This window comes from Stenotrophomonas sp. YJH_SMC_14-1 (assembly GCF_059372275.1).
Genome location: NZ_JCAFVK010000004.1, coordinates 67,677 through 93,025, shown reverse-complemented (window position 1 = coordinate 93,025; position 25,349 = coordinate 67,677). Strand labels below are relative to the sequence as shown.

The following is a 25,349-nucleotide window of genomic DNA, read 5'->3' as shown; positions in this document are numbered from 1 at the left end:
ATCGACGGGGCAGGGGATTAGGAAGATTTATCGCGGGTAAGAAAGAGGATCCGCTGACCCAACGTAGGCATTTCTATAGTGGAAAGCCATAGGTATCGGCTTTCCAAAAGAACCCCGCTGTCGGCGGTGCACCGCGGGTTTGCTAGCGCCCGTCCACCTTGAACACCATATCTGCGTGGCCCATTCGCCCCATGCCGTCACACACCCCCGTTGCAAGATGCGGCAGGAGCATTGGCGCTAAGCGTGCCAAAGCTCCTGAAGGTCGATGTCCCCACTATCCGGACGTCGGTTGCTGCTGAGCATGTCGACCTGAACAACCATCGGCAGGTCAAAGGCAGTCCCTGTCACGACGCAGCAGCCTTGGGTCAAGTTTGGAATCAGCGCACGGGAAATCGGGTCAAGGCTAGAGATAGTGTTGTCAATCAGGAACAGGTCGCGGTCGTTCACCAGACGATGGATCAGGAAGTTGTGGATCTGGGATACGATCGTCGGAGAGATGTCGGCTGGCCGCTGGCTGGCGATAGTCAGGAAGACGCCGAACTTACGTCCTTCCTTAATAATTTCTTCAAAAAGTTCCAGACGGTAGTCCTTCCACGCCTCCGCTTCGCGCGCGGACATTTCGGAAAGTATGTTGTGAGCCTCGTCGATAATAAGGTGCAACGTGCGGTTAGGTGGCGAGGCCACGGCGGCGCGATGATGGTGATACGCGTGCTTGGCGATGAGGATGGGAAGAATCTTCTTTGCGTCGGTGCTGCACCTCTTAAGCGATACAACCGTCACCATGGAGAGGGGCTGGGCATCTTCCACCGCCACCTGAACAGCTTTGCGCAGCATGGCGATTGCTCCTTCCATGCGCTTCATCAGCGGCAAGATGTGGTCCAGTTGAACCTGCCCCGTGCCTATATCGTTCATCAGGCCCAGGTGGCAGCGAATGTCCAACTCTTCAAACGCGTCCATGTCGGGAAGGGGTGCAGCGTCAACGAGTGGGGCTAGCGCGCCGGCGTAGCCAACCCCGTCTGCATTGAACCAAGTACCACTCCGCGGATTATTGAAGGTCGCCATGCCGCCGTGCCATTGAATCTGGTCGAGCGCTTCGATGAGGTCGTCCAGCCCCAACTGGCGGACCAAAAAGCGGGCTCGGTCCAAGAGCTCTGGACGGGGGCGGCTCGCGGTGAAGGTCTTCTTGATCACACTGCGAAAATAGCGAGTCAACGAGTCGGGTAAGTGTCCAAAGCGTTTGCGACCCTCTACCACCCGGCTCAGGAAGGGGCGCTGGGTGTGCTGAGTGGCCTGAAAGAGCAGTGCGAGGGTCTCGACATCCCAGAACTCTTCCGGCGAGATGGTGATGTGGTCGCCAGGAATGCGTCCGGTTGACACATTGAGCACCCGTTTGTGGGGTGGATCAACGAGTTGCTCCTGGGTGTACTCGCCATTGAAGTCGATGAGGACGAAGCGGCTGTGCTGGGCTAAGCCAGGCGGGTTGCTCTCAAACAATGCCGTGTACAGCTTGGCCAAGGTGTTGGATTTCCCGCTGCCAGTGTTCCCAAATATGCCGATATGAGTGTTGAAGACGCGAGTATAGGGCAGCGCGACCGGCAGGCCTTCTTTCTGCAACACCCCGATGCGCAAGCCCGGGGCATGCCCTGATCGATCAAAAATCTGCGCAATACGCTGGTCCGACAAGAGGTGGGCTTCGTCCAGGATCATTGGCAAGAACTTGATCCCATGGATGAACCGGCCCTCCTCAAAATACCCGATTGGCCGCGCATCTACGCGTCGGACATATTCGGTTCGAACACCATCCGTCTCACTCCGGCGCTCATCCAAAAATTCGCCTTCAACCATGCAGATGATGTCCCGAAAGCCGCGGGAGATGGCTAGGTATTCGCGGATGGAAATGCCCTTCAACCGTTCGCCGCGCAGGAATAGGACCTCCTTGCTTGATTCCTCGTCGATACGGAGCGTGACCTTAGTGCCTGCCACGGCAATTACCTCGCCGACCCGCATCATGGCACAGCCCCGACTACGGGCCCTGCGGCGGGCGGCGGGTTGGCGGCAGAGAGCAGTGCATTGAACGCATCGAAGGTTAGATGGCCGTTCGGGGCCATCACGCACACCACATTCGCGTAGTCGGCAAACTGGGCGGACAGCCGGGAATGCTCGGTCTCATTGAAGCACGTGACGAAGACCATCAGCTGCGGGTTGGACAGCGAGCGCTTGACTAGGTTGAGGATGTGCTCATCGGCGAACGAAAACCCGAAGGTGATGAGGACAGCATTCTCCCGCTCCAGCTCAAAGCTCAGCATCCTGAGCATCTGGTAGTAGTGCTCCTCAAACACCGTTTCGTGGAACTTCCATTTTGTGGGGTTCACAATCGGGAGCTGGCGGTAGGCTGTCCAGAAGGCGTCCATCTGAACCTGAGTGAGGGAAACATCAGGCAGCGCCGTAACGGGGCCGCCCGCGTCCAACTGCCTCCAATACGCCTGCACTGCATCTCGCATCTGATCATCGACCAACGGGGCGTCCACCAGGTGATCATGACTGTAGTTCACATGGACTTGATCGGCATGCCGGGACCAATAGACCGAACCATGCAGGTTGATAATATTGATCTGAGGGACGGTCTGACGGTGCCGCTCAAAGATGCCTGTGCGCGTCAGGTAGGTATTGTAGTTGCGCGCTTCGACCACACGACGGAAGAAGCCACGACTCCCGTCGTTGACCACGAAATCCTGCCCGCCGTCGAGCGTAATACGATTGGCCGCTTCCGGCAGACACCCGTCGTAGTTGGTAGTGAATACGTTGCAGCGCCGGTCGATCCCGCGCCGGCGCTGGAGCAGCGTGAGGACTACCCGAATGAAGCGCTCGTAATTGGCTTGAACAGACGCTCGCGCGGGGTCGTTGCGAATGGCTTCGAACGACATTTGCTGAGCCGGGCGAATGCACCGGTCGTAGTAGTGCATGAAAAGCGCGGTGTAGCGCTTCCTATCCTCTTGCTGCTCGTAATACGTCGCCAAGGTCTCGATGCTGTGTGCTGTGCCGTCGGCCCATGTGACATTTAGGGCAAGAGTCGGCAGCAACCCAAACGAGGCGCCCGAGCCGATCAGAAAGTTGAGGGGCTTGTCGTATATTGCGTTGACATCAAAGCTCATGACCGGACCTTGAAAGGGGGAAATCTTTACCTTGCAGGGACATAGATCGTACGTTAATTCTCTAGGCGCCCGCTTAATTCAAGCAGCACTTGCTATTCAGTTGATCAGATGCTGCCCGGCGGGTCAGACTCTGGTTTAGTACATAAGTCGACGCCCCGTAAAGCGGCGCGGGGGTGCAAGGCAGGGGAGCGCGTATCATTGTATGACCGGCGCAACCTGAGTTCGACTCGATACTAGCGAGCTTAGCCAGGGCCCTGCGCTAGCTCTGTGTGGACACGCCTGCCACCACATTGCGAGCAGCCAAATAGGCAGATTAGGAATACGCCCGACCCCCTCGGCCTCCGAGACCAGGGATGACCATTCGTACGTGCTCGGATAAATGCGTGTCAGCTCTTGACCCTGTGTTGCCGTGGGAACAAGGTACATCCACTCTTCGGCATGAAGGAAGTATCGGTGCGAGAGTTTGGAGAAGTCACGCCAAAGGCGTTTGCACGCCGACTTCTCGCCGATAGCCGCCAGTGAAAGTAGGAGAACCCGTGCCATGTACGAGGAGCCCTCAAAAGTCTCCTTCTCACTTTCCTCCACGTCGAGCGACATCTGAGCGAGAAAGCTAGCCGTTCCGTCGTAGTAGGGGCTCGACAATGCTAACCTTGAATCTGCTTGGTTCAAAGCGATGATGGTGACCGCCAAGCTCGCTAGTGTATCCGCGACCCGCGTGTCGTCCCCCTTCTTGCATAGAACGAGTAGAGGGGGAAACTCGCAAGCAATGGCGGCCTCGCCCCAAAGGTCTGGGGCGCCGCGCTCCTCCATGAGCCATGCCCCCAAGTCCCTGTGCTCTTCAGGCGGCAACAATGGCTGAGATTCGTTGGCGAGATACAGGGATGACAGCAGCCCTCGCAGCACGCCGATCCGCCATCCATAGATGACCGAGTCCTCTAACCCCGGGGGCATCGCAAGGTGATCCCGCCGACTGACTTCGACCCAAAGAGCTGCCAGCGCGTCAAGGATGGCCCTCTCGGCTAGTTCAAAATGGTGGCCTACCTCCCATTTCCCGCCATTCTTCTCGTACATCGCCTGTAACATGGCCCGACACACCGTCCAGCCAACCGCGACCGCTTGATGGTTCTCGCTCAGCACAAATGGTGACAGAGCAATGCTCGTTGCCCACATTGCACTGCTGGAAACACGAGAGAGCTCCAGGACAGACGGGGGGGCACTTTCAGAATCACGTTGATCCAGCAAAAGAATCGAGCTCAGCATGCCCGCAAGGAGGCCTAAGGGAAGCTGATCCGACGTATCTGCCATGTAGAGGTCCAGAAGTCGCCTAGTGTCGTCAATCTCGCTGGGCCACAACTTGGTTGACGCACTAAGAGCCATGTCCAACAGCTTGCCCCGGCTCCACAACTCAAGCTTAGAAGGATAGGGCGCTGTGTTCATCTGTGAAACGGCTACCTGTACCTCTTCGCTGAAGCTACCGTTGCTGACGAGGTAAGACCGATGAACGCCAGGAGGGAAGCCAGGCATTGCGGGCGGCTGGGACATAAGCTGGACCAGCTGAGGCTGGATATCCCTTCGGAACTCACTCACAGTCATCTGCTTGTTGGGCTGGCCTTTTAGCTGGAAGGCGCAACCCACTCCATCCGGCGCGATGGCCAGCACGTCTTTTCCGAACTCAAGCAGGCAGTGGCGGGTGCTGTGGAGAACGGTGTACCCGGATGCAGATAGCATCTGGACAAAGACTTGCTGGTAACTCAACTCACTCGCACTATCCAACCAGTTCTCGAGCAGCCTCTCTAGCATGGTATTCCTCTCGCTTCCGCTGCATGATTTCGTTGTATCGTTGCTGCAGGACTGGGTCCGTGTCCAACTGACTTTGGGCTCTGGCAAAATCCTGCCTGGATTCTGGGTGCATGACCACCCGCATATTCTTTATCTGATCGGCATCATCAAAATCCATCTCGATCTTCTCGAGTAGCTCCAAGAGTAGCTCGGGAGTGAACCCTTTTCCCTTTCCATTTATCACCTGGCCGGCAGCCTCCAGCGTGCGGTCAAGGTCGCCGTAGAGTTTTTTTGACATCCCTTCAGCCATCCGACGCGCCAAGTCGGCTAGCACATCGTAGCGCTCAGCTGGCGTGAGCGTCGCTACTTTTCTGACATCGATCGAGCTCTCCGCAGAGACCGTCGACATGCCGCTTTCCTCCGCGGTCCCATCGGCGCGCACAGTGACCATACCGTCGCCTTCATGAATTATGTGTCGCGGGATGTCCGAGAATGCTCCCAATTGCTTTTGAGCTAAGGCGCTGATCGTTTTGAGGTGCACCTTGTGTAGCTCGCGCTTTACCTTTCGGAGATCGGGCAACATTTGATCTGCTTCCTCAGGGAAAAGGTAGTTTACTGGCACGAAATCTTAGTTCGAGCCGCTTTAGCAGGTTTGAGGCGGATCAGCATATCCTGGCAAACCCTCCGCGGCGCTTGAGCCTCCAAAATTGGCTTTCTCCCCTGACCAATCAACGCTCTAACTACCCAGTGCAGGCTTTGAGCTTCGCTCGTCCGCCAGAGCACAAGGCTTGCGACCGGAAGTCAGTCCTCCAGTAAGCGAGCAGCAGGATTTGATGAAGCACTTCCGGCCTGGAAGTATCCCACTACGCTCGACACTGACCGATGCTCGGTCAGCTGCATGATTGCCGGCAGGGCAATGCCTTGGCGGCTGGCCTCGGTCACGAACCCCGAGCGCAAGCTATGTCCGCCAAAATCGCCCTCCAGTCCGGCCAGGCGAGCCCGCCGCTGAACAATCTCACCCACAGCCGCCGGGGACAAGGCAGGGCCGACCCGCTGTTTCCAGAGCCGCCGGAAGATCGCCCCTTCGGTGATCCCGGCTGCGTCCAACCAGTCCTGCAGGGCGAGGGCGGCCCGATCAAGCACCGGCTTGTCCGGGGTCGAGGTGGCCGTAACCCCGGCCTGCTGGGTCTTGCTGTGCTCCAGCCGGTAGATATAGCCCGCCTCGCCAATCCGGCGCAGGTCGCGCAGGTCGGCAGCGGCGATCTCGCTGCGCCGGCGGCCGCCACTAGCGAACCCGAAGCAGAGTAGGGCGCGATCCCGAATTCCTTCCAGGCTGTCGTCGCAGGTGGCCAACATGGCCTCCAGCTCGGCCAGGGTGATCGCAGTCTTCTTGCGTGGGCGCTCGCCGCGTTTAACCGCGGCCCGCGCCGCGCGGCTGAGCACGGTGCGAATTGCAGGCTGCTCGCAGGGATTGGCCACGTGCTTGAGCCGGTGCGCAGTGGAAAGCACGGCAACGCGATGGCGCACGGTGGCCAAGGTCCACGGGCCGACCTTGGCTTTGAGGCCAGCGGCCACCAAGGCCTGGTCGACGGCCGGCGGCAGTTCCCAGGCCAATTCGCCGTCGGTCGAGCGGCGCTGTACGTGATCGACTACAAACTGGAGCACGATGGCTTCGGTTACCGGCAAGGCCAACTCGATGCCGTAGCGCGCCGCGTGCCAGCCGGCCCAGTAGCGCAGGGCGCTGGTGTAGCTGCGGGTCGTGTTCTCGGCTGCGGCTTCGGCCAGCAGCTCGCGGACCGCATCGGCAGCCTGTTGGGCCAGCTGTTCGGGCAGTGCGAGGCAGGTGGCCGTCCCGGCAAGTGCGGGAATTGTAGAAATACCTTTCATACTATGTAATGTACGATACGTTTTGATGATCATACCCGCGATAATCATCACTTATCGCGAGTACGTTATCAGCAGAGTAGGGTGCCAGTACAGGAGACTTCGCATGGCCCGCGGCATCACCGAAACTGACGTCCATACCGCCGCTGACGAGTTGGTCGCCAAGGGCGAACGCCCAACCGTAGAGCGGATCCGGGCTCACCTGGGGACAGGCTCGCCGAACACGGTGACCCGCTGGCTGGAAACATGGTGGAACCGACTTGGCACGCGCCTGCAGCCAGCGCGTCCAAACCTGGAAGATGCGCCAGCGGTTTTGGTAGAACTCGCCGGGCAATGGTGGGAGTTGGCGCTGAAGCATGCCCAGGAGGCCGCCCGTCGAGAGCTTGCATCGTCGGAGCGGGCCCTAGCTTCCGAGCGTGATGCGCTGGAGGCCAGCTCCCGACTTGTGGCTGAAGAGCTGGCGCAAATGCGTGCAGAGCGTGACGTTGCAATCATCGGGGAGAGAATTGCAACGACCCAAGCTTCAGAGCTACAGCACCTGGTCGACCAGCTTCAGCTACAGATCTCTGAACTTGCAGAGCAGCGCGACCTCGAGCGTCGAAGAGCCGACCGAACCGAAACAGCGAGACAGCAACTCGACGTCCGGCTTCACGAGGCCCTAGAGACGGCGAAATCTGAGCGCGAGGACTGGACCGAGTACGTCAGATCTGTCGAGAATCGAGCGCTGAGCGATGTCGATCGAGCGCGCCAGGAGGTCAAAGAGCTCCTGGCGCAGCTAAGCAAGACCTCCGAACACCATAGGCTCCTTGAGAACCAGCTGCGCCAGGATATCCAGGTCGCCCAATCGGCGGCAGCAACGGCCACCCAGTCTGCAGATATCCTGCGTGGCAGATGTGAAGCTCTCGAAGGGCAGCTTTCAGGGCTTCGCAATATGCCAACTCCGCAAGAAGTGGCACCCAAGCGGCCCAAGAAAGTTCGTTCAACCGCTGCGCTGGGAGCGTGTGCGGTGACTCCGCGCAAGACGCGTTCTACGGGCTAGCCAAGCAGCCCAGCAGGTGAATGAGACCGCAAATCCGGCGATTGCGGCGGCAATCAGCATGATTTCTCGATCAGTATCGTTCATGGAGGAAGTCCGAAGTTGAGCCTTGGCGTCTACGCCATGGTATCTGACGCTACATAGCGTAAGTGCGGGCGCAATGGCTGCATTCAAACTTTTTCGAAAAACCTCAGCTCGATGACAGAAGTGCGGGCAACATGGCTGCATCCTGCGGCAAAGCACCAGGGCAGAAGACGCGAACTGGCTGACGGACTTGAATGGAATTCGGGGCGTCTTTTTCGTAGTTCGAGCAAATCTGGGGAGGCCTATCCGTGGATCCTACGAATTACGGGCGGGTTTCCGAACCAGATAGGGCGAGTTTCCTCTGTTTCCCGGGCAACTTCTCCACGTCAATCACCAGAGCCTCAGCCATTGCCATGCAGAGCCAACGAAGGCTGCGGCCGCCCGATACAGTATTTCGCATAATGTATATTATGTTCATTACGCCATTGCCCGAGCCAGGCTTCACCAGTCACGCCCCTGATCCACTCCAGGCGCCGGCCTGATTGTCAGTGATTCGATCACTGCCAACCGCCCTTTGGGCTTCCCCCAACCTCTGCAGGAATGGCAAAGGATCTTGCGGATCTGACAGTGGCCGGTAAAGACGGCTTTGCGGGCGTAGTTTGCCGCTGATCTTGCCGTGGCTGCACGCCAGCCTGGCAAGAGCGCTTTCGCCGATTCGGCACCAACGACCGAGGCCTCAGGAGCGCGTTCTGGCACCCCAGCCGTAGCCACTCACTGGTCGTGACGCGTCACGCTATTCGGCTCGTTCCATGCCGGCGAGCTCCATGCCATCTAGGCGCGGGCCCGCGTCGATGCGCTGAGGATGAGCGCCACATACGCAATCAACGTGCCGGCCGCCAAACCCCAAACCTCCATCTCCCAGTTCCTCCGGTACGGGGATGGGCCTGTCACCGCCCAGACCAACAGCAAGGCGGCCGTCACCAGCACCGTCCTGTTGGCGATGGAAATGAGCTTGTCTGCAGATTCATGGCCCAGATTGGGATCCCATCCGAAGAGCCAACGCAGGCGCTTCCAGTAGTCGTGCCCCACAGCCAACAGAAAGAGGAACGCGCCCGCCAGCAGACTCAGCAAAAACTGTACCAATGGATTCAAGGGACATCCTCAGGAATTGTGCAGCCAGCCTCGGCTGGATATCGCCGACCACGCGCGGCGGACGCATCGCATCACAGGAACCTGTGCATCACAAAGACATCCACCAAGCCCAGCGTCCCATGCCGGAACGCCTTCGGTAGCGTTCCCACCACATCGAACCCCAGCTTCCGGTACAGCGCCACGGCCGGGGCATTGGTACTGACCACGTAATTGAACTGCATGGCCAGGAATCCTTCCGCCCTCGCCCGTTCCAGACTGTGTTCCACCAGGGCCCGGCCAAAGCCCTGCCCCTGTGCCAACACATCCACCACATACGTGGCGCTCGCCACATGCGCCCCCAGATCAGGGAAGTTCGGGCCCATCTTGTACATGCCCACCACCCGGCCCTGCAGAACGGCCACATAAGGTGTCTGCGACAGGAGCCAATGCACGCGAAACGTTTCGACTTCAAAAGAGCCGGCAAAGGGCAGCGCATCCTGCGCCGCAATGGCCGTCTTGAACATGCCCCACATCGCGTCGAAATCGCCTGCACGGGCGGGCCGGATCTCCATGCGTCTCCTGCAGATCTGTGGTCGTGACCAGGCCGGACACTACCAGAATCCAGCGCCTGCCCCGTAGCTGCTTCACGCGCCACCGCCATCGGCTCCGCAATAGTTGTGGAAATTCCGGCCCTCAGAGCAGTAGATGTCTCCTGTTTCCGTGCACATCCCGCACCGGCTTCGACGGTGGCGCGTTCCCGCCTACGTCCTGCTGGGCATCTACCTGCTGTACCTGCTGGCCGGCAACATCTTCCTCAATACGCCACTGTTCGATCAGGTCACCAACCGCAAGCCGCACAAGTTCGTGATGACCACCGGCCCGGCCATCACGCTGCTGCCCGGCCATGTCATCGCCTGGAACGTGCACATGCGCGGCCACGTGAACCACACGGTCTACGTGCTGCATGCCGAGCGCGCCAGCGCCCGGTTGGCGGTGCTGCCCCTGTTCCAGCGCGAGGTGCGAGTTCCGCGCTTGCAGGCGACGGGGGTTTCCGCCGAGATCAGCCGCGTCGAAGAAGCCATCCCGCCACCGCCGCGCAGCGACCGCGGCTGGACGCTCCGTTTCGACGCCATCCACAGCGACAGCATCCGCAGCGCACGCTTTGGCAAGTTGCTGATCATTGGCAAGGGCCAAGGTACTGTGGGGTTCCTGAAGCAGCTGCGCGGCGGGCCGTCGGAGCTCTTCGAATCCGAGGTGGCGTTCAGCGATGCGGACACCAGTTTTGACGGCGTGCAGCTGTTGGGCGACATGGATCTCACCGCGCGCTTCAGCTATCCGCGCCATTATCGGGACCAGGCGCCCGGCCTGGCCAAGTTGAAGCTGCTGCATGCCCAGCTCGAGGTGGATGCCCGCAGCCAGGGCCTGCGCATGGACACCGATGCCACAACGCCGAAGATCTCCAGCGCGCCCGTGCCCGGACGCCTGCAGCTGGCGCTGCACCTGATCGACGGCCAGCTGCAGCCCGGGGACCGCGCGATCTGGCAGGTGCCGCTCTACCTGGGTGATGGTGCCCCCAATCGCGGCGTGCTGGCCCTGCAGCTCAATGTGTCCAACGACCTGCGCCTGCAGGCCCGCCTGCCGCCCAAACCCGGCTCAGGCAGTGAAGTGGATGCGGATCTGCACGTCCGTGGCCGGGACATCCCCTTCCAGCAGCCCGCCCAGCTGCTGAAACGCAGCTCTGGTACCGTGCGCGGCGAATGGACGTTCACTTCGCTCAACTGGATCCCTGCCCTGTTCGTTCGCAAGCCGTGGCTGCAGCTGGACGGCGGCGGCACGCTGAAAGCGGATCTGCGCGTGCGCAACGGCGAACTGATCGAAGGCAGCACTGTGGACATTCCGGCCGCCGAAGCCGTGGCCGAAGTCGCCGGCGTACGACTGGCGGGTACGGCCAGCGCCCATGGCGAATTGAAGGCCGGCAGCCCCAGCCAGGCACAGCTGGCTGTCCGGCTGCCACGATTCACTGCACGGCCAACCGATGCCAAGGATGTGCGCCTGTTCGACGGCCGTGATCTGGCCCTGGACCTGAGCGGCGATGGTCGCCTGCAGGAGCTGCGCAAGGGTATCCGCGCGCACCTGCGATTCAGCCAAGCAACCATTCCCGACCTGGCCGCCTACAACCGCTACCTGTACTCGCCGCAGGTGCGACTGCTCCGTGGCACCGGCAGCCTGAGCGGCGATGCCACGCTCGACACCGATGGACGCGTCGGCCACGGCACTGCCCGGCTGCTGGGGCGCAATGCCAGCGCCAAGGTGGCAGGGCTGGACATGGGCGGCGACGTCGACGTGAAGGCAACGCTGCGCCGCGGTGACTTCAATCAGCGTCATTTCGATCTGTCCGGCACCACCGTGGAGCTGCGCAATGTGCAGGTGGCCGGTACAGAGCGCCCAAGTGCATGGAAGGGCCGCGTGGCCTTCAAGCGTGGCCGCATCGATGCGCAGTCGCCCTTCCAGGTCGATGCCACCACGGATCTGGATCTCAGCGATGCCCGGCCGTTGCTTGCACTGTTCGCAGAGCGTACCGACTACCCGCGCTGGACCCTGTCGCTGTTGGATTCCGGCCAGGTGCAGGCACGGGCGACGCTGCGCTGGCGCCCGGGCCATCTGATCATCGATGGACTGCAGGCCGAGAACGATCGGCTTTCGGTACGCGCGCGGCTGGATCTGCTCGACCAGCGCAAGCGCGGTGATCTCTACCTGCGCTGGGGGCTGCTGGGTGCGGGCATCGAGCTGGACGGTGACCAGCGCCAATGGCACCTGGCGAAGGCAAGGGAGTGGTTTGACCAGCGACCTTCCCTGCTGCCAGCGAGCCAGGGAGCCGGTGCCGTCGGCTCTTCAGATTGAAGGCCGACAGCCTGCATCCATTCGCTGCCCCTGTGCGTAGACAGGCCGCATACGTATCAAGGAGCTGCACGGTATGAAGCGGAGTTCACAGGTTTCCGGACTTCTGGGATGGGTGGCGATCACCTTCGTCGCGGCCGCCCTGGGCGCGTGGGCGTCCACGTCCGCAGCAAGCTTCTACGCCAGCCTTGCCCTCCCCGCATGGGCACCACCAGCCAGTGTCTTTGGTCCGGTGTGGACCTTGCTCTACGCCATGATGGCGATTGCCGCGTGGCTGGTGTGGCGCGAACGCGGCTGGCGCGGGGCACGACCGGCGCTGATGCTCTATCTGGTGCAGCTTGCCGTCAATGCGCTGTGGAGCTGGCTGTTCTTCGGCTGGAAGCTGGGCGCCCTGGCCTTCGTTGACATTCTTGTATTGATTGCGCTGGTTTGCGCAGCGATCGTCGCGTTTGCGCGCATCCGTCCGACTGCGGCGGCGCTGCTGCTTCCCTATCTGGCCTGGATCTCGTTCGCCTCGGCGCTCAACTTCGCGGTATGGCGAGCCAATCCCGGGCTGCTGTGATCTCCGCCGCTTACGCCTGGGCAACCACCTGCGGGCGCCAGGTCCGCAGCAGGGCCGGCTTGAACGCCTGCTGCCCGCAGCCGGTAGGGCATCGCACCACCCGCGCCGCAGTATGGCTGACCAGGCCCTGCCCTTCTTCGGCCTTGAAGATCGTCTCGCAGGACAGGCAGCGGGCAACCAGCGAATACAGGTGCAGGAGCCGGCCACTGGCCGGGTCCTGCAGCGCATCCACATCCAGCAGTTCAAACTGGCAGCTGTCAGCCAGCATGCGGTACGGGGACAGGGGCGCGGGCTGCAGGTTCACGGGGCGGTCGCTCGGGGAAGTGGATCCACTCTAGGCAATGACCTGTCGAGCTGATGTGCAGCGGATATGTATTCTTCGCGAAAACTGCAAGTGCTCGACCTCGTCCCCACATGAAGAATTCAGCTTGGACAGAAGCACGCTTCACACGCATACACTGGTAGGCGAATGCACGATTTTGCTTCACCATTGAGGGGTACCGGATGTACCACTGGGCCTTTCCAGCCATCCACGAATGATGAGTCCCGCCCTTGATGCCTTCTGCTGAGTCCGCGCACGACACTGCCTTGTCCAGTTGCGCGCGCGAACCGATCCACACCCCCGGCGCGATCCAGCCCTATGGTGTGCTTCTGGTCGTTGAGCCGCAGTCCCTGCAGGTGCGCGAGCGCGCCATCAGCCAGCCCGGGCTGCTGCAGCAGTTCGGCGAACCGTTGATGCGGCACGTCAGCGAGGTGTTCGGCGGCGTGCTGGCGCCGTTCCAGGGCTTGTTCCAGCAGGCCGTGATCGGCAGCAGTGCCCATGTCGGTGCCGTGCATCTGGACGGCCACGGCCGGCATCAGTTGCTGGTGCACCGTTCCGCCACCGATCTGCTGGTCGAGCTGGAAGCACCGGTTCCGGGCCAGCCCGGCTCGCTGGAAGAGCTGTACCCGGCCATCCGCGAGCTGATGGCCGGCATCGAGTCGGCCAGCACCGTGGAAAACCTCTGCCAGCTGGCTGCCGCGCACATGCGCCGGCTCACCGGCTTCGACCGCACCCTGGTCTACCAGTTCGATGCTGGCTGGAACGGCATCGTGGTGGCCGAGGATGGCAACGGCCTGTTGCCGTCCTACCTGGACCTGCGCTTCCCCGAATCGGATATTCCAGCACAGGCCCGCGAACTCTACCGCCGCAACCGGGTGCGCCTGATCGCGGACAACAGCTACACCCCGGCCCCGCTGATGCGTGCCGAGGATCAACGCGACGCGCCGCCCACCGACCTGAGCATGGCGGTCCTGCGCAGCGTCTCGCCGGTGCACCTGCACTACATGCGCAACATGGGGACCGGCGCGTCGATGTCGGTATCGCTGGTGCATGAAGGCCGCTTGTGGGGCCTGGTGTCCTGCCACACCGTGCAGCCACGCCGCCTGCCCTACCACGTGCGCACTGCCTGCGAGTTCATGGGCCAGATCCTGTCGCTGCAGATTGCGTTGAAGGAGCGTGCGCGTGCGATCGAAGAGCGCGTTGCCCGTCGTTCCATACTGGTCAAGCTACTGGGTCGCATGGCCGGCGACGAGGACTTCATGGCGGCCCTGCGCCAGGACGAGGCCAGCCTGCTGTCGCTGACCGGCGCGGCCGGCGCGGCGATCGTGCACAAGGGCGATTGCCTGCGTGTCGGCCAGTGCCCTTCCGCCAGCGACGTGCTGGCCCTGGCGAACTGGCTGGCCACGCAGCAGGCCGGCCAGGAAACCTACTGCACCGATCACCTGGCAGCCGACTGGTCGCCTGCCGCGCACCTGGCCGACGTCGCCAGCGGCCTGCTGGCGGTGTCCATTTCGCAGCTGCATGACAGTTACCTGATGTGGTTCCGGCCGGAAGTGGTGCGCACCGTGCGCTGGGGTGGCGATCCCCGCAAGGAAGCAGCACCGGGCGTGGCGCTGTCCCCGCGCAACTCGTTCGAGGCCTGGAAGGAGACCGTGCAGCAGCGCAGCCTGCCGTGGAGCGACGCTGACTGCGACGCGGCACACGAGATGCGCACGGCCATCGTCGATATCGTGTTGCGCAAGGCCGAGGAAATGGCCGAACTGAACGAGCAGCTGCTCCGCAGCAACAAGGAACTGGAAGCCTTCTCCTATTCGGTCAGCCACGACCTGCGCGCTCCGTTCCGTCACATTGTCGGCTATTCCGAACTGCTGGGCAGCTCGGCGGGCGAGCGCCTGAACGATACCGAGCGCCGCTTCCTGGACACGATCGTGGAATCGGCCAAGTCCGCCGGCACGCTGGTGGATGACCTGCTCAGCTTCTCGCAGATGGGACGCTCCACGCTGGGGCGTGTGCGGCTGGACATGACCGCGCTGGCCGAGGATGTGCGCCGGAGCCTGGCCCTGGACTACACCGGCCGCGACGTGCAGTGGACGCTCGCACCGCTGCCGGAGGTTGAAGCCGATCCGACGATGCTGCGCCTGGTCTGGCAGAACCTGCTGGCCAACGCGATCAAGTTCACCCGCGAGCGCGAACATGCAGTGATCGAGGTTGGTCACGAGCGAAACGACGAGGAAGACCACTTCTTCGTGCGCGACAACGGCTGCGGCTTCGACATGCGCTACGTGGACAAGCTGTTCGGCGTGTTCCAGCGCCTGCACCACGTCGAAGAGTTCGAAGGCACCGGCATCGGCCTGGCCAATGTCCGCCGCATCATCGGCCGCCATGGCGGCCGCACCTGGGCCGAGGGCGAGCCCGGCAAGGGCGCGACCATTCACTTCACCCTACCCCGCTCCACAGGAGAACACCCATGAGGGACCTGCGGCCGATCCTCCTGGTAGAGGACAGCCCCAAGGATGCAGAGCTGACGATGGCCGCGCTTGCGCGCTGCCAGCTGTTGAACGATGTCATCCATGTACGCGACGGCGCCGAAGCGCTGGATTACCTGCGCTGCGAAGGCAAGTTCGCCGGTGCCATGCACGGCGGCCCGGTGGTGGTGCTGCTGGACCTGAAGCTGCCCAAAGTCAATGGCTTGGAGGTACTGGAGCAGGTCCGTGGCGACCCGTACCTGAGCAGCACCCCGGTTGTGATGCTGACCTCTTCGCGCGAGGAGCAGGATCTGGTGCGCAGTTACGAACTGGGCGTCAACGCATTCGTGGTCAAGCCGGTCGACTTCAAGGAGTTCTTTGACGCCATCCAAGGACTGGGCATGTTCTGGGGCATCACCAACCAGCCACCACCGCACCGGCCCAGCGGCTCGGGGCAGCACAATGCGTGATGGATCGCGCCGCAGCGAGCGCCTGCGCATCCTCATGCTGGAGGACAGCGCGCTTGATGCGGAGCTGATCACCGCACAGCTGCGGCGTGCCGGCCTGGAGTTCGAGGTCGAGCGCCTGTGGACGCGCAATGCGTTCATCGAGGCCATCGACAGCCGTGCGTTCGACGTGATCCTCGCCGACCACGTGCTGCCCGGATTCGATGGCGATGCGGCCCTCGCACTGGCACGCGAGCGGATTCCGCAGACCCCTTTCATCTTCGTCTCCGGCACGCTGACCGAAGAGCTGGCGGTGCAGGCGCTGACCCGTGGCGCGCGCGACTATGTAGTCAAGCAGCGCCTGCAGCGCCTGCCGGATGCGATCCGTCGCGCCCGTCAGGAAGCCCATGAGCGCAACCAGCTGCTTCATGCGCAGGCTGCGCTGAATGAGAGCCAGGCGCAGCTGCAGCAGGTGACGGATGCCGTACCCGCGCTGATCGCCCAGCTCGACAACGCGCATCGCTACCGGTTCGCCAACAAGGCGTTCCTGGACTGGCATGGATTCAGCCTGGCCGAGTTGCTGGGCCGGACAGCGCGCGATGTCAGCGGCATTTCCGCCTTCGAACACGCCCTGCCGAGCCTGGAACGGGTGCTGCAGGGCGAACGCACCAGCTTCCAGGTCGAACTGGTGCACCGCAGCGGCCAATCACGATTCGTGCAGATGGACTGCGTGCCGGAGCATGCGGCCGATGGCAGCGTGGCCGGGTATATCTGCCTGGGTAGCGACGTCTCGCAGCTGAAACAGGCCGAGCTGGCCCTGCGCGAGGACAACCAGCTGCTCGAGCAGCAGGTGCAGGCGCGCACGGCCGAGTTGCGCGCCAGCAAGCGGCGCCTGCAGGCGATCTTCGAATCCAGCTTCCAGCATCAGATGCTGCTGGATCTGTCCGGGCGCGTGGTGGATGCCAATGACGCGTCACTGGCCGCAGTACTGGCGGACAAGAAGGACGTCGTTGGCCAACGCTTCGGTGAATCGCTCTGGTTCGCCACAACCGATGGCATCGGCGCGCTGATCGATCGGGCCGTCGCTGCAGCCGTGCAGGGCCGGAGTTCGCTGCATTCATTGGAGCTGGAACTCCCGACCGGGCCGCGCAGCTTCGATTTTTCTTTCCGCCCGCTGCTGGATGCCGAAGGCGTGGTCACCGCCGTGGTCTCCGAGGCCGTGGAAACCACGGCGCGCCTCCAGGCCGAACATGCACTGCGCCAATCACAGAAGATCGAGGCGGTCGGCCAGCTCACCGGCGGCATCGCGCATGATTTCAACAACATCCTGACGGTCATCTCCGGCAACGTCGAGCACGCCATGCTGCTGAACGAGCGCGCCGGCGAAGCCGGAGCGATGGTCAGCCGGGCGCTGGACAATGCGCTGAAGGGTGTCGGGCGTGCCGCCAGCCTGACCCAGCGCCTGCTGGCATTTGCCCGACGCCAGCCGCTGCGCAGCCAGGCCGCCAACCTCAACGAGCGCCTGCTGGACATGCACGACATGCTGCAGCGTGCGCTGGGTGAGCTGGTGCAGCTGGAGATCCGCAGCGCCGAGGACATCTGGTGTGTCGAGATCGACGTCAGCCAGCTGGAGGCCTCCGTGCTGAACCTGGCGGTGAATGCCCGCGATGCGATGCCGCACGGCGGCCGACTGGTGATCGAGGTCGACAACAGTCACCTCGACCACGACTACGCCGCGCTGTTTCCGGATGCGACGCCGGGCGAGTACGTGATGCTGCGGGTGCGTGACAACGGCCACGGCATGGATGCGGCGACGCTTGGCCGGGTCTTCGAACCGTTCTTCACCACCAAGCAGGTTGGCCGTGGCACCGGCTTGGGCCTGTCAATGGTGCATGGCTTCGTCAAGCAGTCAGGGGGCCACGTGCTGATCGATTCGGTGGAAGGCGGCGGCACCAGCATCACCATGATGTTCCCGCGCTCGCCGCTGGCCCTGCCCCGCGAAGCACACATCCCGCAGACCGGCCTGGCCGGCTACTCACCGCGCGAGGAAACCATCCTGGTGGCCGAGGACAACGACGATGTCCGCGCCCACACGGTGGATTCGCTGCGGCTGCTCGGCTACCGCGTGCTGGAAGCCCACGACGGCCCCTCCGCACTGCGGTTGCTGGAGCGCCCCGATACCAGGGTGGACCTGCTGTTCTCGGACGTGGTGATGCCCGGCATGTCGGGCTGGGAGCTGGTCCGTCAAGTCCGCGAACGCTGGCCGGAAGTGGCCGTCCTGTTCACGTCGGGCTATCCACGTGACCACGATCAGGCGGGGAGCCAGGGACGCGCGGTTGCCCTGCTGCCGAAGCCGTTTACGCGAAGTGATCTGGCGCTGGCAGTACGCACTGCGCTGGAGGCCGCGCCGCACTGAGCTCAGGAGGCAGGGTCGCGTACGCCAGCGGCGATCCGGTTGATGTCCGCGCACTCCACCGTGGACGGCGGATGCTCCCTGCCGGCCAGTGCAACCATCGCCTGACCCAGGGCCAGATTGCTGGTCATCAGCGACGGCGCAACGGCGCCGGCCAGCTTCATCAACGGCGCACCGCCCCAGTACAGGGGCTTCAACAGGGCATGACGGGTGCCGGTGCCCGGAACCGGCCTGACGCCCCCCGGGCGCAGCATCACGGTGCGAACCGGCAGGCCCTGCAATGCGACCTCGGTCTCGCCCTTGATCCTCAACGGCATCAGCCGGCTCCGAGGGTCCGCACCGGCACCGGATACATACAGAAAGCACCCTTCGGGATTGGCGGCCGCCCAGCTACGGGCCACCGCCAAGGTGGTGTCCAGGGTCACGCGTCGGTACTCGGCCTCTGCCGTGCCAACCGGTGGCGCCCCGGCACAGTAGAAGCAGGCATCGAACCCAGCCAGTTCATCCGACCGGTCCTGGATACGCAGGAAGTCCGGAACGATCAGTACGCTGCCGGCGCCGATCAGACTTCCCGGGTGGCGGACCAGCGCTGTCAGGCGGGACACCTGCGGTGAGCGTTGGCAGGCCAATGCCACACCCTGCCCGACCAGGCCTGCGGCACCGGTCAACAGAATCCGTAATGCGTCCGTCCCGGCCATCGTCGTCCCCGCTAGAGTCTCACGAAACGCTGGATCTTCCGCGCCAGCCAGCCACTGAACACCAGCGGCGCATCCAGCGCTGACACGCAGATGCAGGGCACACCCGGCGCGGTCACCGGTTGATGCTCCACGTCTCCATCCAGATCCGCCACGTCGCCCGGTGCGAACAGCCCCAGCGCATCGTTGTACGAACCCCGCAGGATCTGCGTCAATTCGCTCCGGCCATGGCTGTGCATGGGCAGGCATTTGCCGGGGGCGATCTTCAGCATGATCAGCGAAGGCATCTGCTCTGCACGGATGCAGTGCACGCCCGGCGCCATCCAGCGCCAGCGCAGGTCGCTGAGCGAGGCGCCAAAGTACGGATGCAGCGATGCAGGCAGATGGTCCGGATTGGCCTCGGGGCGCTCCTTCGGCACGGAGCGTGCGACCCCAGCCATGGGCACCGGCGCTTCCGCGGCCAGCTGCATCAGCATTGCCTCGCGCAGTTGTTCGCGTCGCGTCTCCGCTGCAGGTGGCTGGGTCTGCTCCAGCAGCACCGAGCCGATCGCTTCGGCGTCGCGCAGGCGCTGACGGCAATTCGGGCACTGCTCCAGATGGGCACCGGCGACGATGCTCAACGGCGCCGGCAGCGCGCCGGCGGCATAGCTCATCAGGGTCGATTCGTGCAGATGGTGGTGCGGGTTCACAGCGCACCTCCCACTTTGGCCTGCAGTTGCAGAAAGGCGCGGCGCAAATGTGATTTGACCGTTCCCAGCGGCATGCCCAGTGCGTCGGCAATCTCGCTGTGGCTCTTGGCCTCGAAATAGGACATCCGCACCAGCCGCGCCTGTACCGCGGGCAGTTCGTTGATGCGCTGACGCAGACGTGCCTGGTCGGCGAACTGCTCGGCACTGCTGCGCTCGATCACATCCAGTGTGGCAGCGTCCTCCACCGCTGCCTGCACCTGCATCCAGCTGCGCTCGCGACGGATGTGATCGATATGCAGGTTTCGCGCAATCCGGTACAGCCACGTACTGAGGGCGCCTTGGGCTGCATCGTAGTCGGCGGCCCGCAGCCACAGGCGCAGCAGGCATTCCTGGGCCAGTTCCTCGGCGACGCCGTCGGGTGCACCCAGGCCACGCAGGTACACGCACAGCCGCGGCATGAAGTAGTCATAGATCCGCATGAAACAGTCGCGGTCGCGCAGGCGCGCCACGCCGTCCATGTCACCGGCCCAGTTCGTCGGCTCGCTGCTCGGCTGCTGGGAACTGGACACGGTGCGTGCGCTATCGAAGTTGAGGAGTGTGCTGGCGGCGTCAGGATACATCTGGGTTCGCGGCGGGCGGGTGAAGGTCTGTCCTCTGTACGCGCAGGGGCAGCAATTGGATGCAGACGGCACGACGCATCCAACCGGCCGCCCCCGCCGTATGACCTGGGCCCTCCTCTTCCGGATGAAGACCCATGCGCACTGCCTGGCTGCTGCTGTGCCTGCCCCAAGCCGCGCTGGCGGCACCCTGGTTGCGAAGCGAGGGCGTGGCCACCTCCGCGCAGGGCGACCTCCTCTACCGTGAAGTGCACTGGCGACGCGAGGCAACGGAGGGCGCCGAGCGCTGGGTGCTGTACCAGTGCCCGGATGGCCAACCCTTCGCCCGCAAGCATCTGCCCGCCAGCGCCCGCCCACAGGCACGGGGATATTCGCTGGAGGACCGCCGCAGCGGCCAGACCGCCGAGGTCGACGCCGCTGGCGACTCGGTGTCGATTGCATGGAAGGAGGATGCCGCCAGTGAGCTGCGCAGGCGCCGGCTTGAACAGCCGCCGGACGCGGTGATCGATGCGGGGTTTGATGCCGCAGTACGCCTGCACTGGCCGGCGCTGCTGCGCGGCGAGCGCATCACACTGCCGTTCCTGGTGCCTGCACGCCAGCGCTACTTCCCGGTGCAGGTGCGGCGCATCGGCCCGGTACGCTGGCAGGGCATCGACGCCCAGGCCATCGAGGTCAGCCTGGACACCTGGTACGGCGGCATCGCGCCGCGCCTGGCCCTGGTCTACGCCACGGCCGACCGTCGTCTGCTGGAGTTCCGCGGCACCAGCAACCTGCGCGATGCGCGCGGCACTTATCCGCAGGTGACGGTGCGCTTCCGGTCGCCAGCTGCCGAGCGACCGGCAGGTGACTGGCAACAGGCGTGGGCGCAGCCCCTGGCCGAGCGTTGCGCCGTGACGCCCAGGTGAAGCGAAATTCAGTTCGAAGTGGCGCATCCATTGCGCCCCCTGCTGCGTAAAGGAAGACACGACACCCGCCGAGATCCGCCATGGCCTCTGTAGCGCCCCTCCCCCGTCGACGCTGGCGCCTGCTGCGTACGTTGCAGCGGTGGGTGGATACCAGCAACGCCACAGAGACCACCGGCGAACAGCCAGGACGCATCGACTGGGTGCGCGCGGTACCCTTTGCACTGATGCACCTGGCCTGCATCGCGGTGATCTGGGTGGGCGTGTCATGGACGGCGGTCGTCGTGGCCACGGCGCTCTACGCCGTGCGCATGTTCGCCATCACGGCGTTCTATCACCGCTACTTCTCGCACCGCACCTTCCAGGCATCGCGTCCGGTGCAGTTCGTGTTCGCAGTCATCGGCGCGTCCAGCGTGCAGCGCGGCCCGCTGTGGTGGGCCGCCCATCATCGCCACCACCATCGGCATGCCGACCAGCCGCTGGACCCGCACTCACCGCGCGAAGGCGGCTTCTGGCGCAGCCACATGGGCTGGTTCCTCACCCGCGAGGCATTCGCCACCGATCTGTCGCGGGTACCTGACCTGGCGCGCTTCCCCGAACTGCGCTGGCTCGATCGTTTCGATACCGCCATTCCCGTGCTGCTGGCCATCGGACTGTATGCATTGGGTGCAGCACTGGAACGCTGGGCGCCCGGCCTGCACACCACGGGCCCGCAGTTGCTGGTATGGGGCTTCTTCATCTCCACCATCGTACTGTTCCACGCCACCGTCACCATCAATTCGCTGGCCCACCGTTTCGGCCGCCGCCGCTTCGAGACCCGCGACGACAGCCGCAACAACCTGTGGCTGGCGCTGCTCACCTTCGGTGAGGGCTGGCACAACAACCATCATTTTTTCCCCGGCACCGTGCGCCAGGGCTTCCGCTGGTGGGAAGTGGACCTGACCTGGTACGGGCTGCGCGCGATGGCGGCGCTGGGTCTGGTCAAAGGGCTCAAGCCCATCCCCGGGTGGGTTCTGGCCAAGGCGAGGTACTGAGATGCGCATCGCGGTCATCGGCTCGGGTATCGCAGGGCTGGCCAGTGCGTGGTGGCTGGATGGCCAGCACGACGTCACGCTGTTCGAGGCCAACGATTACCTCGGCGGCCACACCCATACCCACGACGTGCAGGTGGCGGGCAGAGGCATGGCGGTGGATACCGGTTTCATCGTCTTCAATCCCCAGCACTATCCCTTGCTGTCGGCGCTGTTCGACGAGTTGGGCGTGGCGTCGCAACCGACCACGATGAGTTTCTCCATGCACAGTGAGCGCAGCGGCGTGGAGTACAACGCCACCTCGCTGGATGGGCTGTTCTGCCAGCGCCGCAACCTGGTATCGCCGCGCTTCTGGGGCATGCTGGCCGACCTGCGCCGGTTCTATCGCGACGCTCCGTTGCTGCTGGCCGAAGAAGACGGCCCCACGCTCGGCGAGTACCTGCGCAGCCAGCGCTATGGCGAGGCGTTCATCGACGAGCACCTGCTGCCGATGGCCTCGGCGCTGTGGTCCTCGCCGACGGCCACCGTGCAGGCATTCCCGGCGCGCTACCTGGCCCAGTTCATGGCCAATCACCAGATGCTGCAGATGACCGGGCGGCCAAGCTGGCGGGTGGTCAGCGGGGGATCGGCGCGCTACGTGGATGCGCTGCGTCGCCGCTGGCGCGTGCATGAGCGGCTGCAATGTCCGGTCAGCAGGGTCGAGCGCATGCCCTGGGGTGCACGCGTGCACAGCAGCGCCGGCGTGGAGGCCTTCGACGAAGTGATCCTGGCCTGCCACAGCGACCAGGCACTGGCGTTGCTTGCCGACGCAGATGCCGTCGAGCGTGAGGTCCTCGGCGCCATCCGCTATCAGTCCAACGAAGCGGTGCTGCATACCGATGCGTCGTTGCTGCCGCGCAACCGCAAGGCGTGGGCGGCCTGGAACGCGCACGTACCACAGGATCGCGCGGCGCCCTGCACGGTCAGCTACTGCATGAACCTGCTGCAGGGTCTGCCGGGCGACATCCCCCTGGTAGTGACCCTCAACCGCAGCGAGGCAATCGATCCGGCCAAGGTGCTGCGGACCCTGCATTACGCGCACCCGGTACACGACCACGCTGCAGTGCGCGCACAGCAGCGCTGGGCGGAACTGCAGGGCCGCCGCCACACATGGTTTGCAGGCGCCTATTGGGGCTGGGGATTCCACGAGGATGGCATCCGCAGTGCCCGCCACGTGGTCGATGCGCTGCAGGCCTGCGCTCCGCATCGGAACGTATCCGCCTCGGATGAGGTGGCGGCATGAGTGCCAGCGCGCTCTACATCGGGCAGGTGATGCATCGCCGGCATCAGCCGCATCCGCATGCATTCCGTTACCCCATCGCGCAGCTGCTGCTTGACCTGGATGAACTCGACACGGTGTTCGCCGGGCGCTGGTTGTGGTCGGTCAATCGCCGCAACCTGGCCGAGTTCCGCCGCAGCGACTACTTCGGTGATCCCGCGCGGCCGCTGGCCGATACGGTGCGCGACCACGCTGCAGGCACGCTTGGCTACCGGCCAACCGGTCCGGTTCGCCTGCTCACCCATCTCCGCTTTGCCGGGCATGTCTTCAACCCGGTCAGCTTCTACTACTGCTACCAGGCCGACGGCAGCACGCTGGACTGCATCGTGGCCGAGATCACCAATACCCCCTGGAAGGAACGGCACGCCTATGTGCTGCCGGTCGCCACGGCCCTCCACGAAGGGGCGTCATTGCGCTGGCAGTTCGACAAGCGCTTCCATGTCTCGCCGTTCATGCCGATGGATTGCCGCTACGACTGGCGCTTCAACCGCCCGGACCAGGACCTGCGCGTGCACATGCAGGTCTGGCGCGACGGGGTGCGCCAGTTTGATGCCACCCAGGCCATGCAGCGACATGCCTTGAACGGCCGTGGGCTGGCCCGGGTGCTGGCCTGCTATCCGCTGATGACCACCCAGGTGGTGGCCGCCATCCACTGGCATGCACTTCGGCTGTGGATGAAACGCAACCCCGTGCACGACCACCCTGCTCTTGCCGAGAAACCACGATGAACTCGATGACCCCTCTGGTCGCCCTGCCGCGCCCCGGCGCCCTGGATGCGTTCCTGCGCCGCCGCCTGCTGGCCCTGCTTGCCCCCATGCGCGACGGTCGCCTGTGCGTACGTGACGCATTGGGCGAGGTCTGGCTGGGCGATGCCCGTGGCGAACTGCATGTCACCGTCACCATCGATGACCCGGGGTTCTATCGCAAGGTTGCAGCGCAGGGCAGTGTGGGCGCAGGTGAAAGCTACATCCAGGGCGAATGGCACTGTGATGATCTGGTGGCACTGATCCGGCTGCTGGTACGCAATCGCGACCTGCTGGACGGCATGGAGCGTGGCCCGGCCCGCGTGGGTGGCTGGCTGCTGCGGGGCTGGAACCGCCTGCGCCGCAACAGCCGTGAGGGCAGCCGCCGCAACATCGCCGCGCACTATGACCTGGGCAACGATTTCTTTGCCCTGTTCCTGTCGCCGGACCTGATGTACTCGTCGGCGTTGTTCGCCAGTGAGTCCGAACCGCTGGAATCGGCCTCGCGGCGCAAGCTGGACCGCATCTGCCAGCAGCTGCAGCTCAAACCCGGCGACCGCGTGGTGGAAATCGGCACCGGCTGGGGTGGTTTCGCGGTCCATGCCGCCCGGCACTACGGCTGCCATGTCACGACCACCACCATCTCTGCGGAACAGCATGCGCTGGCCGCCCGGCGCGTACGGGAGGCGGGCCTGCAGGACCAGGTCACGCTGCTGATGCAGGACTACCGCGACCTGCAGGGCCAGTTCGACAAGCTGGTGTCGATCGAGATGATCGAAGCGATCGGCGCCGAATACCTGGACACCTACATGGCCACGCTGCAGCGCCTGCTCAAGCCTGATGGCGTTGCCCTGCTGCAGGCCATCACCATCGAGGACCACCGCTACGAACAGGCCCGGCGCAGCGTCGATTACATCAAGCGCTATGTGTTCCCGGGCAGCTTCATCCCATCGATCAACGCGATCATGGCTGCCAAAACGCGATCCAGCGACCTGCAGCTGATCGCCCAGCAGGATTTCGGCCACTCCTACGCATTGACCCTTCGCGCCTGGCGCCAACGCTTCATGACCCAGCTGCCGGCAGTGCAGGCGCAGGGCTTTGACGCGCGCTTCTGCCGGCTGTGGGAATTCTACCTGGCCTATTGCGAGGGTGGCTTCCTGGAACGTTCGATCGGCGTCTCGCATCTGTTGCTGGCCCGTCCGGACCACCGGCCCATTTTCGCTGCGACCGGCAGCCACTGAC

The 25,349-nt window shown here is 63.7% G+C and carries 22 protein-coding genes; 11 read left to right on the top strand and 11 right to left on the bottom strand.

Annotation, left to right across the window (positions count from 1 at the left end; genetic code table 11):
- Positions 1 to 237: 237 nt before the first annotated feature.
- From AC5P9P_RS12040 to AC5P9P_RS12020, 5 genes are all read right to left on the bottom strand, one after another.
- The gene (locus AC5P9P_RS12040) at positions 238 to 2,010 is read right to left on the bottom strand and encodes an ATP-binding protein (RefSeq protein ID WP_495232802.1); all 1,773 of its coding nucleotides are present in this window, start codon (positions 2,008 to 2,010) and stop codon (positions 238 to 240) included.
- Positions 2,007 to 3,152: an SIR2 family protein gene (locus AC5P9P_RS12035; protein WP_099552192.1), complete on the bottom strand. Its 1,146-nt coding sequence runs from the start codon at positions 3,150 to 3,152 to the stop codon at positions 2,007 to 2,009. Before AC5P9P_RS12035 ends, AC5P9P_RS12040 begins: the two co-directional genes overlap by 4 nt.
- 195 nt (positions 3,153 to 3,347) lie before the next feature.
- The gene (locus AC5P9P_RS12030) at positions 3,348 to 4,952 is read right to left on the bottom strand and encodes a hypothetical protein (RefSeq protein ID WP_495232801.1); all 1,605 of its coding nucleotides are present in this window, start codon (positions 4,950 to 4,952) and stop codon (positions 3,348 to 3,350) included.
- Positions 4,918 to 5,514, bottom strand: a complete 597-nt coding sequence (locus AC5P9P_RS12025) for a hypothetical protein (protein ID WP_495232800.1) — start codon at positions 5,512 to 5,514, stop codon at positions 4,918 to 4,920. Before AC5P9P_RS12025 ends, AC5P9P_RS12030 begins: the two co-directional genes overlap by 35 nt.
- A 218-nt stretch (positions 5,515 to 5,732) precedes the next feature.
- Positions 5,733 to 6,818 carry a site-specific integrase gene (locus AC5P9P_RS12020; protein ID WP_495232845.1) on the bottom strand — a complete coding sequence of 362 codons (1,086 nt, stop codon included), beginning with the start codon at positions 6,816 to 6,818 and terminating at the stop codon, positions 5,733 to 5,735.
- Between the two features lie 103 nt (positions 6,819 to 6,921).
- On the opposite strand from AC5P9P_RS12020, the gene AC5P9P_RS12015 reads away from it, so the two are divergent.
- Complete coding sequence (locus tag AC5P9P_RS12015; RefSeq protein ID WP_495232799.1) at positions 6,922 to 7,854, top strand: DNA-binding protein; 933 nt, start codon at positions 6,922 to 6,924, stop codon at positions 7,852 to 7,854.
- 852 nt (positions 7,855 to 8,706) lie between these two features.
- Here the strand turns inward: AC5P9P_RS12015 and AC5P9P_RS12010 are convergent.
- Complete coding sequence (locus AC5P9P_RS12010; RefSeq protein ID WP_053496645.1) at positions 8,707 to 9,027, bottom strand: hypothetical protein; 321 nt, start codon at positions 9,025 to 9,027, stop codon at positions 8,707 to 8,709.
- A gap of 71 nt (positions 9,028 to 9,098) precedes the next feature.
- Positions 9,099 to 9,578, bottom strand: coding sequence for a GNAT family N-acetyltransferase (locus AC5P9P_RS12005; RefSeq protein WP_065184847.1), 480 nt, complete (start codon positions 9,576 to 9,578; stop codon positions 9,099 to 9,101).
- Between the two features lie 133 nt (positions 9,579 to 9,711).
- On the opposite strand from AC5P9P_RS12005, the gene AC5P9P_RS12000 reads away from it, so the two are divergent.
- Together AC5P9P_RS12000 and AC5P9P_RS11995 are read left to right on the top strand one after the other, a co-directional pair.
- The gene (locus tag AC5P9P_RS12000) at positions 9,712 to 11,907 is read left to right on the top strand and encodes an AsmA family protein (RefSeq protein ID WP_495232798.1); all 2,196 of its coding nucleotides are present in this window, start codon (positions 9,712 to 9,714) and stop codon (positions 11,905 to 11,907) included.
- Positions 11,908 to 11,980: 73 nt separating this feature from the next.
- On the top strand, positions 11,981 to 12,466 hold the full coding sequence (locus AC5P9P_RS11995; RefSeq protein WP_495232797.1) for a TspO/MBR family protein: 486 nt from the start codon (positions 11,981 to 11,983) through the stop codon (positions 12,464 to 12,466).
- A gap of 10 nt (positions 12,467 to 12,476) precedes the next feature.
- Here the strand turns inward: AC5P9P_RS11995 and AC5P9P_RS11990 are convergent, their stop codons facing one another.
- Positions 12,477 to 12,770 carry a hypothetical protein gene (locus AC5P9P_RS11990; protein ID WP_005413314.1) on the bottom strand — a complete coding sequence of 98 codons (294 nt, stop codon included), beginning with the start codon at positions 12,768 to 12,770 and terminating at the stop codon, positions 12,477 to 12,479.
- A 251-nt stretch (positions 12,771 to 13,021) separates the two neighbouring features.
- Here AC5P9P_RS11990 and AC5P9P_RS11985 point away from each other — a divergent pair, with 251 nt between their 5' ends.
- Genes AC5P9P_RS11985 through AC5P9P_RS11975 form a run of 3 tightly spaced genes read left to right on the top strand, consistent with a single transcriptional unit; the run spans position 13,022 to position 18,115 of the window.
- Positions 13,022 to 15,259 carry an ATP-binding protein gene (locus AC5P9P_RS11985; protein WP_495232796.1) on the top strand — a complete coding sequence of 746 codons (2,238 nt, stop codon included), beginning with the start codon at positions 13,022 to 13,024 and terminating at the stop codon, positions 15,257 to 15,259.
- Positions 15,256 to 15,723 (top strand): response regulator, encoded by a 468-nt coding sequence (locus AC5P9P_RS11980; RefSeq protein WP_049403011.1) that lies wholly within the window; start codon positions 15,256 to 15,258, stop codon positions 15,721 to 15,723. The genes AC5P9P_RS11985 and AC5P9P_RS11980 overlap by 4 nt, the downstream gene beginning before the upstream one ends.
- The gene (locus AC5P9P_RS11975) at positions 15,716 to 18,115 is read left to right on the top strand and encodes a hybrid sensor histidine kinase/response regulator (RefSeq protein WP_111108579.1); all 2,400 of its coding nucleotides are present in this window, start codon (positions 15,716 to 15,718) and stop codon (positions 18,113 to 18,115) included. Before AC5P9P_RS11980 ends, AC5P9P_RS11975 begins: the two co-directional genes overlap by 8 nt.
- A 2-nt stretch (positions 18,116 to 18,117) precedes the next feature.
- On the opposite strand, the gene AC5P9P_RS11970 is transcribed toward AC5P9P_RS11975, so the two are convergent.
- Genes AC5P9P_RS11970 through AC5P9P_RS11960 form a run of 3 tightly spaced genes read right to left on the bottom strand, consistent with a single transcriptional unit; the run spans position 18,118 to position 20,116 of the window.
- Positions 18,118 to 18,810: a Rossmann-fold NAD(P)-binding domain-containing protein gene (locus tag AC5P9P_RS11970; protein WP_111108580.1), complete on the bottom strand. Its 693-nt coding sequence runs from the start codon at positions 18,808 to 18,810 to the stop codon at positions 18,118 to 18,120.
- Between the two features lie 11 nt (positions 18,811 to 18,821).
- Positions 18,822 to 19,496 (bottom strand): ChrR family anti-sigma-E factor, encoded by a 675-nt coding sequence (locus AC5P9P_RS11965; protein ID WP_111108581.1) that lies wholly within the window; start codon positions 19,494 to 19,496, stop codon positions 18,822 to 18,824.
- Positions 19,493 to 20,116, bottom strand: a complete 624-nt coding sequence (locus AC5P9P_RS11960; RefSeq protein ID WP_111172814.1) for a sigma-70 family RNA polymerase sigma factor — start codon at positions 20,114 to 20,116, stop codon at positions 19,493 to 19,495. Before AC5P9P_RS11960 ends, AC5P9P_RS11965 begins: the two co-directional genes overlap by 4 nt.
- Positions 20,117 to 20,250: 134 nt before the next feature.
- On the opposite strand from AC5P9P_RS11960, the gene AC5P9P_RS11955 reads away from it, so the two are divergent.
- From AC5P9P_RS11955 to AC5P9P_RS11935, 5 genes are all read left to right on the top strand, one after another.
- Positions 20,251 to 21,018: a hypothetical protein gene (locus tag AC5P9P_RS11955; protein WP_065183793.1), complete on the top strand. Its 768-nt coding sequence runs from the start codon at positions 20,251 to 20,253 to the stop codon at positions 21,016 to 21,018.
- Between the two features lie 80 nt (positions 21,019 to 21,098).
- Positions 21,099 to 22,049 carry an acyl-CoA desaturase gene (locus tag AC5P9P_RS11950; RefSeq protein ID WP_049403006.1) on the top strand — a complete coding sequence of 317 codons (951 nt, stop codon included), beginning with the start codon at positions 21,099 to 21,101 and terminating at the stop codon, positions 22,047 to 22,049.
- 1 nt (position 22,050) lies between these two features.
- Positions 22,051 to 23,328, top strand: a complete 1,278-nt coding sequence (locus tag AC5P9P_RS11945) for an NAD(P)/FAD-dependent oxidoreductase (protein ID WP_495232795.1) — start codon at positions 22,051 to 22,053, stop codon at positions 23,326 to 23,328.
- Positions 23,325 to 24,092: a DUF1365 domain-containing protein gene (locus tag AC5P9P_RS11940; protein WP_242899315.1), complete on the top strand. Its 768-nt coding sequence runs from the start codon at positions 23,325 to 23,327 to the stop codon at positions 24,090 to 24,092. The genes AC5P9P_RS11945 and AC5P9P_RS11940 overlap by 4 nt, the downstream gene beginning before the upstream one ends.
- A complete protein-coding gene (locus tag AC5P9P_RS11935; RefSeq protein ID WP_495227102.1) occupies positions 24,089 to 25,348 on the top strand; it encodes a class I SAM-dependent methyltransferase in 1,260 nt (419 codons plus the stop codon). Before AC5P9P_RS11940 ends, AC5P9P_RS11935 begins: the two co-directional genes overlap by 4 nt.
- Position 25,349: the final 1 nt, after the last annotated feature.

Coding starts and splice junctions, on each gene's coding strand:
- AC5P9P_RS11995 (WP_495232797.1), top strand. CDS start 11,981: ATGAAGCGGAGTTCACAGGTTTCCGGACTTCTGGGATGGGTGGCGATC.
- AC5P9P_RS11960 (WP_111172814.1), bottom strand. CDS start 20,116: ATGTATCCTGACGCCGCCAGCACACTCCTCAACTTCGATAGCGCACGC.
- AC5P9P_RS11945 (WP_495232795.1), top strand. CDS start 22,051: ATGCGCATCGCGGTCATCGGCTCGGGTATCGCAGGGCTGGCCAGTGCG.
- AC5P9P_RS11985 (WP_495232796.1), top strand. CDS start 13,022: ATGCCTTCTGCTGAGTCCGCGCACGACACTGCCTTGTCCAGTTGCGCG.
- AC5P9P_RS12005 (WP_065184847.1), bottom strand. CDS start 9,578: ATGGAGATCCGGCCCGCCCGTGCAGGCGATTTCGACGCGATGTGGGGC.
- AC5P9P_RS12015 (WP_495232799.1), top strand. CDS start 6,922: ATGGCCCGCGGCATCACCGAAACTGACGTCCATACCGCCGCTGACGAG.
- AC5P9P_RS11980 (WP_049403011.1), top strand. CDS start 15,256: ATGAGGGACCTGCGGCCGATCCTCCTGGTAGAGGACAGCCCCAAGGAT.
- AC5P9P_RS11955 (WP_065183793.1), top strand. CDS start 20,251: ATGCGCACTGCCTGGCTGCTGCTGTGCCTGCCCCAAGCCGCGCTGGCG.
- AC5P9P_RS12035 (WP_099552192.1), bottom strand. CDS start 3,152: ATGAGCTTTGATGTCAACGCAATATACGACAAGCCCCTCAACTTTCTG.
- AC5P9P_RS11975 (WP_111108579.1), top strand. CDS start 15,716: ATGCGTGATGGATCGCGCCGCAGCGAGCGCCTGCGCATCCTCATGCTG.
- AC5P9P_RS11950 (WP_049403006.1), top strand. CDS start 21,099: ATGGCCTCTGTAGCGCCCCTCCCCCGTCGACGCTGGCGCCTGCTGCGT.
- AC5P9P_RS12025 (WP_495232800.1), bottom strand. CDS start 5,514: ATGTTGCCCGATCTCCGAAAGGTAAAGCGCGAGCTACACAAGGTGCAC.
- AC5P9P_RS12040 (WP_495232802.1), bottom strand. CDS start 2,010: ATGATGCGGGTCGGCGAGGTAATTGCCGTGGCAGGCACTAAGGTCACG.
- AC5P9P_RS12030 (WP_495232801.1), bottom strand. CDS start 4,952: ATGCTAGAGAGGCTGCTCGAGAACTGGTTGGATAGTGCGAGTGAGTTG.
- AC5P9P_RS11970 (WP_111108580.1), bottom strand. CDS start 18,810: ATGGCCGGGACGGACGCATTACGGATTCTGTTGACCGGTGCCGCAGGC.
- AC5P9P_RS12020 (WP_495232845.1), bottom strand. CDS start 6,818: ATGAAAGGTATTTCTACAATTCCCGCACTTGCCGGGACGGCCACCTGC.
- AC5P9P_RS11935 (WP_495227102.1), top strand. CDS start 24,089: ATGAACTCGATGACCCCTCTGGTCGCCCTGCCGCGCCCCGGCGCCCTG.
- AC5P9P_RS11940 (WP_242899315.1), top strand. CDS start 23,325: ATGAGTGCCAGCGCGCTCTACATCGGGCAGGTGATGCATCGCCGGCAT.
- AC5P9P_RS12000 (WP_495232798.1), top strand. CDS start 9,712: ATGTCTCCTGTTTCCGTGCACATCCCGCACCGGCTTCGACGGTGGCGC.